Consider the following 11,028-nt stretch of genomic DNA (forward strand, 5'->3'; position numbering starts at 1 on the left):
GCCTTATGAAATAGAGCCGAGCACGCGAACCTCGACGCCGCGCGCGATTTCGACATGCGACAGCACCGGCAGCGTTGCAAACAGACGCTCGACGATCATCCGGACATAGGGCCGCGCATCGGGTGCGGTGACGAGGACAAATCGCTCGCCTGCGTCGAGGTGCTGGCGCACGGCCTTGGTCATCTCGTTTCCGAACTCTTCAAGCAGTCGCGGATCGATGTCGAATTCGCGGATCTCGCCCTTCTGATCGCGCTTGAGGGCCTGATGGAACGCCAGATCCCAGCGGTTGCCAAGGCGCAGGACCTTGAGCACGCCACTTTCGGTCAGGTCACCGCAAATCTGTTGCGCCATCCTGATGCGGACGTGCTCAACGATTTGTTCAGTGCGCCGCACATGCGGGGCGATTTCAGCGATGGCTTCGATGATGAGATGCAGGTTGCGGATCGAGATGCGCTCAGCCAGGAGGAGCTTCAGGACAGCCTGCAGTCCGGGATAGGAAATGTGCGAGGTGCAGACCTCATCGATCAGCTTGCGATATTCCTGGTCCTGCCGCTCGATCAGCGCCTTCATGTCCTTGTAGGAAAGAAGTTGCGGCAGGTTGTTTCGGATCACCTCGGAGAGGTGGGTCAGCAGAACTGACAGATTGTCTGCGAAGGTAAAGCGCTCACGCTTGAGATCTTCTGCGAACGCCTCGGACACCGAATAGGCGCGCATGCCAAAGGCGGGCTCGCGTACTTCTTCGCCGGGGATCTGAGGAATGGTGCCGTTACCCAGCAGAACCATGACTTCGCCGACGCGCATCTGGTATTCCGCGACAACAGTGCCATGAATCTTGATTTGATAGGTCTTGGGCGGGATCGAAAAATCGTCCGTCAGCTTCACTTCTGGAACGACGAAGCCGTACTGTGTCGCGAACTTCTTGCGCATCTTGCCCATCCGGAACGCAAGCTCCTGGTGAGATGTGAGCAGACGCGTGGAAAGCTGCTTTCCGATCAGGAGCTCAATCTCGGGCGTCTTCAGCGATGCCTTGATGGACTGCTTTTCTTCTTCGACCTTCGCCTCAGCCACCTGGCGCTCGGCAGCAGCCGCTGCGTCAGCCAGCTTCTTGCGCTGACGAGGGATAAAGTAGGCGACCGAGCCCATAGCGAAGGCGAGAATGAAGAACGGTATGGTCGGGAGGCCGGGCATAATGCCAATGCCACCGATCAGCACCGCTGCGACGGAGAGCGCACGTGGATAGGCGCCGAGCTGACCGAAAACGGCTTCGTCAGTGGCACCGCGCGTGCCACCCTTCGACACCACCAGGCCGGCAGACAATGATACGATCAGCGCGGGAATCTGCGTTGCCAGGCCGTCACCTACGGACAGCTTGACGAAGACGTCAGCGGATTCCGACATCGACATGCCGTGGCGTGTGTAGCCAATGGCGATGCCGCCGATGATGTTGATCGCCGTGATGAGGAGACCGGCAATCGCATCGCCACGGACAAATTTGGACGCACCGTCCATCGCGCCGAAGAAAGAGGACTCTTCCTCGAGCTCGCGGCGGCGCTTTTGCGCTTCCTTGTCGTCGATGACGCCAGCAGAAAGGTCGGCGTCGATAGACATCTGCTTGCCGGGAATGGCGTCAAGGGTGAACCTTGCGCCCACCTCGGCGATACGGGTCGCGCCCTTGGTGATGACGATGAAATTGACGACGATCAGGATCAAAAAGACGATCAGGCCGATGACGAAGTCGCCAGCCATAACGAGATTGGAGAAGCCGCCAATGACGTAACCTGCGGCGTTCACGCCATCATTGCCGTGGGAAAGGATAGCCCGCGTCGTCGCAATGGAGAGCGACAGCCGGAGCATTGTCACGATCAGCAGCACTGTCGGGAAAGACGTGAAGTCGAGCGGCTTCTGCATCCACAAAGCCACCATCAGGATCAACACCGATACCGCAAGCGACAGGGCCAGCCCGAAGTCGATCAAGAACGGCGGGATTGGCAGAAAGAGGATCGACAGGATGGTGATGACGCCGAGCGCAAGCGCAATGTCGCGTCCGTGGTTGCCAGCCTGTGGCACTGGTGCCGAGTCGATAACCGCCATCTATTCCGCCGTCGTCTCACATTTGTTCGCAAGCAAAAGTGCGCGCGAGTGTGGGCACACTAGGCGATCAAGCTTGCGCGAGGATGAGATGCGGAAACAATAACGGCGTTCGCCCGGTCAATCGTTTAGAACGAACTAGAAGCCGGTCTCGATCCGCTGGAACATGACAGTTGTAAAGGAAGCGATCTGCGCGCCCATGAAGGGAGCGGAGAATGCGACCGCCAGCAGGATCGCGACGATCTTTGGAACGAAGGTGAGGGTAATTTCCTGAACTTGTGTCAGGGCCTGAACAAAGGCAATGCCGACGCCCACGAACATGGCCACGGCGACCGCAGGGCTGGAAGCGGTCAGGACCGTCCAGATAGCGAACTGCGTAATGTCGAGGGCGTCGGCTTCGTTCATGCTTCTGACTGGTCAGGATCTGGCTCTGGAGCAGGCTCCGGTGCGTTTGATGCGTCACGGACCGTGAAGCCCGATCCCATAGGCAGCTTGGAGCCGTCATTGAGGACCAGAACGGTGCCATCAGAAAAGACCTCGATCTCCTTGACGATACCGCTGCTGCGACCATCCATCGTTTCGACGTGCCGGCCGATAAGATTGGACGCTTGAGCGAGGGTATTTCCAAGCAACATCGACTGAAGCTTGTTGTTGATCTGCAGCGACTGCTCGACCTGGGAGAATGTCGCGAGCTGGGCGACATAATCTGTCGACTCCATCGGACTGGTCGGATCCTGATTTTTCATCTGGGCGACCAGCAGGCGCAGGAAGGACTGATAGTCCACCGTCTGCGCACTCATGGAGGATGCCGCGTTTGCCGCCGCGGGAGCGGCGGTAGGCGTGCCGACTGCAGAAACCGTCATTTCCTTACTCCGCCGCTGTCAGAATGGTGGGGTGCTTGGTACCGTCGCGGTCCATGATTTCGGCCTCAAGGACGTAAAGGCCGCGTATAGCCTTCAGGGCTTCGTAAACGTGGCTTTCATTGACCAGACGGTCGATGTGCTTCAGCGATGCCAGGATGTGTTCGTCTGTGAAGCATGCGAGCAGAAGAGGCATCGAGCGGCGCAACATCTCGCGCGCTTCCGAAGCGCCTTCAGGATTCATCAAGATCATCTGCACGATGAAGTACAGCTGACGCAGCGGGGTCGTTGCCTGATCCGGCTGAAGAACGTGTCCTTCCAACAGGAAGTGCACGTCGTTGAGGAACTCCAGCGACACCTTGCGATCGGTCTTGATGACCGCGCCATTGATGTAGATCTTCTCGTTCGCCTTCAGGGTGATCTTCAGAGTATTTTTCATTGGATGCCGTCGCGGATGATCTGGGAGACCTCGATCAAACCCTCGAAATTGCTTGATCGGCCTTGGCGGATCTCTTCCGCTTCGCGCAGCAGCCACAGGCCGATGGAAATGAGGTTCGCGCGCAGCTCCTGTGGCAGGCCGTTCTCCTCGCTGCCAAGGTCCTCGATGAAGGTGGTCCAGACGCGGTTCAGGAAATGAATTGCCTGCACGGCTTCAATCGAGAGCGGGCCCTTCTCCTTTGCCGCGATCAGCATGTCGATGGAGCGGGTAAGGATCTGGCGTTCGCGATCCTTGGCGTCCGCCACGGAATCCGACTGAATCTCGGCGTAAGCAAATTGGTACATGCGGTATCCGTGTTCTTAGCAGTGAAATGGCTAAAATTACGACAGGTACTTCAGCAGGCTCATCTGCTGCATACGCGCTGTCAGCGAATAGGAAATCTCGATCTGGGTCATCAGGCCGGTCACTCGTGACGAAGCTTCGTAAGGATCAATGCCTTCGAGATCATGAATGCTCTTCTCGAAGAGATCGATCTGCATCGACATCCGCTCGTTAGCCCGCTCGATCCTTTGCTGCGTGACGCCAACATATCCCTGTTGCCGCGAAAAATCGGTGACGGCGATGCCTACCGACGACAGGGCCTGTTCCAGTAGAATCTCGCGCGCTTCGCCATCGATCGGCTTTTGGGTGAGCATTGCGACCGTAGCGGCCGCTTTAGCGAGCTCCTTGATTCCCTTTATATTTCCCGAAACCGAAGTCTTCGCATTTTCGGTCAAAGTGATGCGGGAAGTGATCTCGTTATCGGTCGCTTTCGACCAATTTACCCAATCTGCACCATTGAAGTGGGAGTCGATTGTATTCAGGAAGTCGGTTACATCGGACGCAGTGGCGGGGTTCGGAAGCGCCCCGAGGGCGGTTTCAAATTCTAACCTGTTCAGCGAATTCGGATCCAGGAAATCGTTGAACGGTTTCACATCCGTGTTGATGCCCGCGAACAGATATTCACCGTTGAGGTTCGTGTTCAGGATGGCTGTCATCGTCGACAGCACAGCCTTGGCCTGATCTTCGATGATCCGGTTGTCGCCTACATTCGCGCTTGCCGTGGTCAACGCTGACAGGAAACCATCTGCCAGAGACGTCATGTCCCGCAGCGCAACCTGGGTTGAGTCGAGCCGAGACGCTGCAAGCTGGTTGGTATCCATAAGGCCATTCAGGCGGCTTACCTCGCGATGAAGGGAGGCTGATACCCCAGCGCGCGCACCGAGTGCGAGGCCTACATCAGCAACGCGCAGCGTCTGGACTTCCTTCTGAGACTTGGTGAGCTCAGAGCTCATTCGCTGGGTTTGATACTGAAGCGCCTTTGAAATGGCTTGCGAGGAGACAAAAGAAACCTTCATGGCGTCATCTCACCACATTCATGAGGGTTTTGAGCATTTCATCGATCATCTGCAGGAGCTTTGCGGATGCCGCGTAGGACTGCTCAAGTTCGAGCATTAAAGCCATCTCTTCATCGACGTTGACATGGGTCACGTTTGAGAGTGCTTCTGCGGTTCGCACGAGCAGTGCGGATTTCGTCTCGGCGCCGTAATCGGCGTTCTTGCGTGCATCCTCCAGATAGCTGATGGCGCCTGTCGAATAGGTCATCAGGCTCATTTTGTAGGAGGTGGTGCCGTCAGCGCCTACGAACGTCTCATGCGCATCCATCGCGGTGGTGAAACCGTTCAGAAGGTCCGTGAAGTTGGCGTGCCGCTCTGAGGGAAGGCCGGGATTTACATCGTAGACAATGCCGTCTCGCAACGTGGTAGGCGTGGCTGCGGGATTAATCGCGATTATACTGCCTAAATCAATCGACGCGTCTACCGCGATGAAGAGACCTGAGGAGAAGGAACTATCATTGTCAGGATCTTTTTCAGAAAATGCCTTGATCAAACCACGGGCGATTTCATCGAGCTGTGTCTGCAATCCATCAGCATAATCATCGCGCAGTTGAACGAGGGCTGCCAATGTGCCGCCGCCGCTTGTATTTGCACCCAGCGCCTTAGACAGCGGAACACCGTCAATCAGGATCGGCTTGCCTTCCAGATCGGCTGAGAAGACAGGAGAAGCCTCGAACTTTATGGGGCGCGGCGTCGATTCAAACAGTGTCATTCCATCCGCCGTCACGATCATGAGATCGTTGTTGGCGCGGGAGATCGTCGAAATCGGAACCAGTTCTGCGATGCGATTGAGCAACTCGTCCCGCTGGTCGTAGGAATCAAGTGCTTCACGCCCCGAGGTTGAGGCGAGCTTTATCTCGTCATTGACCTTCTGGAATTGCGCAAGAAGGGTATTCAGTTCGGCGACACCAGTCGCGATCTGGCTATCCATCTCGGCGCGGAACTTCTGGATCTCGCTGGTGCCCTCATTAAGGGAGCGCACCATGTTCCTTGCCGCCTCAATGGCGTTTTCGCCAAGCGTGCGGTTGGACGGCGTCGAGGAGTAGAGCTGGATCGCTTCCTGCAATTTGCCGAGCATCATCGCAGGCGAGGAGGCGTTATCAACGCCGTTAACCGAAAGCGTCAGTCGCTCTAGGCCGTCAACGATTGTGCTCTGTGCGGTCCACCCGGAGAGTGCTGTCAAATTGCGGCTGAAGAGCGCTTCGTCAGTTGCGCGACGAATTTCTGCCACCCGATTACCCGGGGCGAGGCTGGACAGGACAGCCGTGCGCCTCGAATAATTTTCGTTGTAGGCGTTCGAGATGTTCCTCGAGACAACCCCGGTCTGGCGCTGGGTATTAAGAAGCGAGTTCTGCGCGATACTCAGTGCAGTTGAAAGTGACATTTTCCCCGTTTCCCTTAACCCAGCAGATCACCTACCGCTTGAGGTTGACAAGCACGTCCATGAGATCACCGCCGGTCTGGAAGACCTTCGAGTTGGCCGTGTAATTGCGCTGAGACTCGATCATGTTGGTCAGTTCCTCAGCGATATCGACGTTTGACGCTTCGAGCGCTCCGGATTGGATCGCGCCGAGCGAGATTTCATTCGGCTTGCCGAAGTTTACTTGGCCGGACTGCAGCCCTTCCTGGAATACGTTGCCAGGCAACACCGTCAGCTGATCCGGGCTCTGCACGTAGGCGAGGTCCAGACGATAAAGCTTCTCCATCGCGCCGTTGGCGTACTGGATGGAGAGGATGCCTTCCTGATCAATGACAACACGATCGATCGCGGACGGACGCGAGCCATTCATCTCAGCTGCGAGCGGCGTGTAGGCAGTAGCCAGCTGCCGCATATCGCTGAGGTCAACCCGGACTTTCTGGCCGTTGAGGTCTGCGCCTGGCGTTGGTCCGAGATCGATTTCAAGTTCTGTCTGTGGGCCAGGGATCAAGTTGCCAGTCGTGGGCTCAAACGTCAAAGACTGGGTCGCTAGGGCAGCCTTCTGGTATGGGAATGCAGTGCCCCCGGAGGCATCTGGTTGGTAATAGATTGAAATTTCCCACTCGTTCGCGGCCTTTTTTGTGAAGTAGACGTCGAGTCTGATGGGTTCACCTGCATTGCCAATAGCGGTCAATCCGGATTTGAAGATTGAGCCGGCCGCGATGCCTTCACGAATGCTGGTGTCGGTAGCAGGGTTCTCTGACGGAAGCTGCGACAGATCGGGAGGAGTTAAGGCCAACGGCCCGTACACTGGAGCGTCAAACGGAAGGTTCGATGCGAGTTTACCAACCGTAGAAGCGACACGCTCCAAGCCTGTCGTCGGGATTGTCACACGCTCAAAATCTCCGAACGTGGTCGTCGTGCCCGGCTCGCCGAGAGTATAGCTGCGGCCCATCAGGTAGAAGCCGGCTGCGTTGAGCAGGTTGCCGTTGCCATCGGGAATGAACGAGCCGGCCCGCGTCAGTGCGGGTTTACCCGCAGCGTCCTGAACCACGAAAAAGCCATTGCCGTCGATTGCGAGGTCAGTCACCGAGGTGGTGTACTGCAAATTGCCCGCATTCATGTTGTAGCGGACCTGGGTGGAGACGCCGCCCGACACATAGTTGGTGCCAGTGTTCGGTACCACCAGGGAGGAGAACTCCACGCTAGCTTTCTTGTATCCGTTGGTGCCGGAGTTGGCGATGTTGTCGGCAACCGTTGCAAGACGCGTGGACTGGGCGTTCATACCGGATACGCCGGTGCGCATCATGCCGTACAAGCTCATGGGTTCTTCTCCTGAAGATTCTGACAGCTTGAGTTGAGAATAGCTGTCCTGTCTTGCGTGAAGCTGGCCAGGGGAGGCGTATCCTGGCCCCTACTCATCAAGCGACGAGCCGGTAACCGAGGAACCGCTTCGAATCGATCGGGTCGTAACCGAGCCGCTCGCGCAGCTTCTTGCGCAACTTGCTGATGTGGCTTTCGACCACATTTTCTTCGACGTCTTCGTCGAAGATGCCGTAGATCGCACCGAAAACCTGGCTCTTCGTCACGCGACGGCCTGCATTGCTCGCCAGGTACTCGAGGATACGACGCTCTCTGCGTGGCAGCGGTAGCGGATCGCCGTCAATCTCAGGATCGCGACCGTCCATGAAGATGCGCAGCGGGCCAAATTCTGAGTACGGCTTTTCATCTTGAAAGCGGCGGCTGATTGCCGTGATGCGCGCCAGGATTTCGCGGATGTGAACCGGCTTTCTCACGACGTCGTCTACACCCGACTCGAAAAGCTTCAGCGTTTGTTCCAATGACTGCTGCTCGAGTAGAGCGATGACCGGCGCAGTCGAACGCTCACGGATGTTGCGCGGCGATACGATCTCACTGGAGGCTTCGCCGATAAGGAAGGCGCGCACCGCCTTGAGGTCATCTTCAGCGACGCTGGAGACCCATTCCTCAAATTCGCTCGGGCCGAAGCCGGCGCTCGCCACACCTTCACGATCAAAAAGAGATTGATAACCGTCTTTTACGAGCTCGCGCTCGTCGACAATTACTATCATCGGCCCGCCTCCGAATCAGTCTGTTAAAATTGTTCACAAAGGGTTACCCGCACCGATGAATCCCGAACAATGGTCAATTCTTGTAGGGTTGATTTTGGGAGTCACTTTATGTGAGTCTGGACACATCGTGCGCAACCACGGGGTGTAGACGGGGGTGTGGGTTGATGGTCCTGGATATCAAGCGTCAGGCCGCGCTAGCGGGGCGAACCCGGCAACGGACCGCGCCCGGCTTTCATGCGACACCGCGAAGATGATTCGTCAGATATAGAGGTCCGAGGATTGGACGGTTGGTGTCGTGTCGCCCGGAGCTGCGCTCTCTCGCTCTTCGCCGGAACCTTGCTGACGCTGGTTTCCGGAGCGTTCTCCCCGCTGCGCGGCCTCATCGAACGTCTCTGCGCTCCGGCTGCCGGTTCCGGATTGTTCGTTCTGGGAGCTGTTCGATGCGGTGCTGCTTTGCTGGATCGTGACCTTGTCGACATCAAAACCAACTGCACGCAGCGCCTTTACGATGGCGTCATGCTCGCTGGTGAGTCTCTGACGTGCGTCGCTTGTCTCGACCTGCAATTCAACCGTGAGTTGTGATCCGTTTGAGGTCAGGCGCGCCGTGACGGTACCAAGTTCGATCGGGGTCAGCTGGATTTTTAGGGTGCTAAGGCCGCCAGAGTTTGCTGCTGTCCGAACAGTCGAGGCGAGCGCGGGATCAGTTTGTGCCGAACGCCACGTTGGCTCAGCCTCAATATCGGCGACGAGAGCCGCGGAAGTCATGCTCAGCATGGACACGGGCGAAGGTGCGGGCGCGGTGTTGAAGCCCACCACATCGACGCGGCCTGCGAACTGGCTGGTTGGTCCCTGGAGATTGGCAGTACCTTTTTCCGGACCGGTCTGGGGGGTATCAGAAGCAAGCGCACGAGGCGGAAGGTTCGGTTCCGCAGTGCCTCCAGAGCGCTGCGCCTCCGAGGCGACCACGTCCAATTTTGTCTGTCCTCTGCCGATCTCAATTGGCTGCGGCGATCCTGTATGGCTGCTGGTCCGACTGACTTCCTTGGGAGCGACTTGCTCCAGAGCCGGCTTCGAATTCTCACGCCTGAGGGATGTTGGAGCCATCGCCAGAGCGCTTGCTGCCACCGATTGCGGCTGCGGCTCGATAGCGGTTTCGGCCGCTGGGATGACATTCGCAAGCGCGTTGCGAAGAGTGCGGGTTGGATCAACGACTGCGGGCGCTTCGTTCTGACCCTCGCTGCTGGTCGCCCCCGAAATCTGGAGGCGCTCTGCCGTATCTCTGCTATCCGCCCTGTGAGCTTTTTTCAGCGGATGCTCCGCCTCCTTTGGCAGCAGGATGGCAAGGGCAGCTTCGAGACTGGTCGTGTCATCCTCACCTGCCGCGTCGTTTAAGGAAGCGGCATCGTCACCTCCTGTCGATGCCAGTTCCTCCGGTTCGATTTGCACTGGCTTGTCGTCGGCTGTACGTGCCGACCGCTCATCTGCGCGCGCGGTAACAAGCTCGTCGAAACCACCGCTATCCGCTGGGTCTTGTTTTCCGCGCGAGCTTCCTTGTCCGGCAGGCGCAGATGGCAGGATCGGCATGGCTATGTTCATTGTCATCGTCCGGACTCCTCAAGGAGCTTGTCGATTTCCCCAAGACGCGCGCGTGTAGACTCTATCAGGCCGCGGTCAATTGCGGCTTCATCAGCATCGGTAGCTGGGCGTGCAGTTGCGGGCAGCGATTGCGGAGAAACTGGCGCCACCACCTCATGGGCAACCGTCTTCGCAGCTTCGAGCAATGCGCGATCCTTGACGCTCAGGCCGGCGTTGTTGAGACCTTCAAGGCGGTCGAGCGTTTCGGTCACGGTAGTGGAGGTCACTGAGGAAAGGGTGGAGTAGAGCTCAGCACGCGCATCGCGCATGCCGTCTCGACCCACGGGGTACTTTTTCACGCGATCCGTCGCGAAGGCCAGCAGCTCTGCGTCGCCGTCGATGGCAGCCTGTCGCGAGAGGCGCAGATATATGGTGCGCGCCTGTTCGCCGGTCATCCAGTCTACAGTCTGTTCGAAGCGCGTGAGGTTGAGCGTTTCTCTGAGATTAATCGTACCTTCGACAAATGCTTCTGCAAATTGCGCTGCATATGGCGAACGCAAGAACCGGCGGGCGTATTGTTCTGACGCCGCGATAAAACGCTCGCCATCGCCCTTGGCAACCGCCAACGCCACGGTTCTGCGCAAGGCAGCTTCCTCAACCAGGGTCCCGGGGCCGAGAAGTCGCGCCCGGTCCAGATGGGATAGCGCCTCATCATAGCGATCACCCGCCAGCACCGATCCCATGATCAGGGACAGGAATGCAGCTACGTCGTTGGCGTATCTCGTCGGGTCGATCGATGCGAGTGCCGTGCGCGCCTGCACGGCATCTCCGAGCAGATATGCCAAAACAGCATCGCCCGCCGTGCGGTCCATGTCGGGCAGTTCAAGGCGGCCAAGGCGTGAGGCGACCGTTGAGGGATTTCCTCCGCTCATCGCGTAAACCAGCAACGCACGAATATTCCGTTCGTCGGAAAAGTCTTCCTGGGACGATGATCGGAAGCGTGTGTCGATCATCTCCAGCAGTTTATTCTGCATTGGCAGTGAAGCGTGATCGCCGCCCGCTATCCGGTCCTGGACCAATTGGAGCGAACGCACCATCTGATACGGCTGCAAATCCATGTTCC

The 11,028-nt window shown here is 57.7% G+C and carries 11 protein-coding genes; all 11 read right to left on the reverse strand.

The window, feature by feature from the left end; all coding sequences use genetic code 11:
* Positions 1-3: 3 nt before the first annotated feature.
* Complete coding sequence (flhA, locus tag IOD40_RS03480; protein ID WP_198474392.1) at positions 4-2,091, reverse strand: flagellar biosynthesis protein FlhA; 2,088 nt, start codon at positions 2,089-2,091, stop codon at positions 4-6.
* Between the two features lie 135 nt (positions 2,092-2,226).
* Entirely contained in the window at positions 2,227-2,493 is a 267-nt protein-coding gene (fliQ, locus tag IOD40_RS03485) for a flagellar biosynthesis protein FliQ (RefSeq protein WP_198474394.1), read from the reverse strand.
* Positions 2,490-2,951 carry a flagellar hook assembly protein FlgD gene (gene flgD / locus IOD40_RS03490; protein WP_198474396.1) on the reverse strand — a complete coding sequence of 154 codons (462 nt, stop codon included), beginning with the start codon at positions 2,949-2,951 and terminating at the stop codon, positions 2,490-2,492. The genes fliQ and flgD overlap by 4 nt, the downstream gene beginning before the upstream one ends.
* 4 nt (positions 2,952-2,955) lie before the next feature.
* A complete protein-coding gene (flbT, locus tag IOD40_RS03495; protein WP_198474398.1) occupies positions 2,956-3,387 on the reverse strand; it encodes a flagellar biosynthesis repressor FlbT in 432 nt (143 codons plus the stop codon).
* Positions 3,384-3,731: a flagellar biosynthesis regulator FlaF gene (gene flaF / locus IOD40_RS03500; protein ID WP_198474400.1), complete on the reverse strand. Its 348-nt coding sequence runs from the start codon at positions 3,729-3,731 to the stop codon at positions 3,384-3,386. The genes flbT and flaF overlap by 4 nt, the downstream gene beginning before the upstream one ends.
* A gap of 36 nt (positions 3,732-3,767) precedes the next feature.
* Complete coding sequence (locus tag IOD40_RS03505; protein ID WP_198474402.1) at positions 3,768-4,784, reverse strand: flagellar hook-associated family protein; 1,017 nt, start codon at positions 4,782-4,784, stop codon at positions 3,768-3,770.
* Between the two features lie 4 nt (positions 4,785-4,788).
* A complete protein-coding gene (flgK, locus tag IOD40_RS03510) occupies positions 4,789-6,207 on the reverse strand; it encodes a flagellar hook-associated protein FlgK (RefSeq protein ID WP_198474404.1) in 1,419 nt (472 codons plus the stop codon).
* Positions 6,208-6,238: 31 nt separating this feature from the next.
* Positions 6,239-7,564, reverse strand: a complete 1,326-nt coding sequence (locus tag IOD40_RS03515; protein ID WP_198474406.1) for a flagellar hook protein FlgE — start codon at positions 7,562-7,564, stop codon at positions 6,239-6,241.
* A gap of 97 nt (positions 7,565-7,661) precedes the next feature.
* Positions 7,662-8,330, reverse strand: coding sequence for a response regulator transcription factor (locus IOD40_RS03520; protein WP_198474408.1), 669 nt, complete (start codon positions 8,328-8,330; stop codon positions 7,662-7,664).
* 258 nt (positions 8,331-8,588) lie between these two features.
* Positions 8,589-9,932: a flagellar hook-length control protein FliK gene (locus tag IOD40_RS03525; RefSeq protein ID WP_198474410.1), complete on the reverse strand. Its 1,344-nt coding sequence runs from the start codon at positions 9,930-9,932 to the stop codon at positions 8,589-8,591.
* On the reverse strand, positions 9,929-11,023 hold the full coding sequence (locus IOD40_RS03530; protein WP_198474412.1) for a chemotaxis protein MotC: 1,095 nt from the start codon (positions 11,021-11,023) through the stop codon (positions 9,929-9,931). The genes IOD40_RS03525 and IOD40_RS03530 overlap by 4 nt, the downstream gene beginning before the upstream one ends.
* Positions 11,024-11,028 lie beyond the last annotated feature (5 nt).

The organism is Aquamicrobium zhengzhouense, from assembly GCF_016124105.1.
Classification (GTDB): Bacteria; Pseudomonadota; Alphaproteobacteria; order Rhizobiales; family Rhizobiaceae; genus Aerobium; species Aerobium zhengzhouense.

What these genes read in the sequence shown, in the direction of transcription:
- flgK (WP_198474404.1), bottom strand. Translation starts at nt 6,207, where the DNA reads ATGTCACTTTCAACTGCACTGAGTATCGCGCAGAACTCGCTTCTTAAT.
- IOD40_RS03520 (WP_198474408.1), bottom strand. Translation starts at nt 8,330, where the DNA reads ATGATAGTAATTGTCGACGAGCGCGAGCTCGTAAAAGACGGTTATCAA.
- IOD40_RS03515 (WP_198474406.1), bottom strand. Translation starts at nt 7,564, where the DNA reads ATGAGCTTGTACGGCATGATGCGCACCGGCGTATCCGGTATGAACGCC.
- flbT (WP_198474398.1), bottom strand. Translation starts at nt 3,387, where the DNA reads ATGAAAAATACTCTGAAGATCACCCTGAAGGCGAACGAGAAGATCTAC.
- fliQ (WP_198474394.1), bottom strand. Translation starts at nt 2,493, where the DNA reads ATGAACGAAGCCGACGCCCTCGACATTACGCAGTTCGCTATCTGGACG.
- IOD40_RS03530 (WP_198474412.1), bottom strand. Translation starts at nt 11,023, where the DNA reads ATGGATTTGCAGCCGTATCAGATGGTGCGTTCGCTCCAATTGGTCCAG.
- IOD40_RS03525 (WP_198474410.1), bottom strand. Translation starts at nt 9,932, where the DNA reads ATGACAATGAACATAGCCATGCCGATCCTGCCATCTGCGCCTGCCGGA.
- flhA (WP_198474392.1), bottom strand. Translation starts at nt 2,091, where the DNA reads ATGGCGGTTATCGACTCGGCACCAGTGCCACAGGCTGGCAACCACGGA.
- flaF (WP_198474400.1), bottom strand. Translation starts at nt 3,731, where the DNA reads ATGTACCAATTTGCTTACGCCGAGATTCAGTCGGATTCCGTGGCGGAC.
- IOD40_RS03505 (WP_198474402.1), bottom strand. Translation starts at nt 4,784, where the DNA reads ATGAAGGTTTCTTTTGTCTCCTCGCAAGCCATTTCAAAGGCGCTTCAG.
- flgD (WP_198474396.1), bottom strand. Translation starts at nt 2,951, where the DNA reads ATGACGGTTTCTGCAGTCGGCACGCCTACCGCCGCTCCCGCGGCGGCA.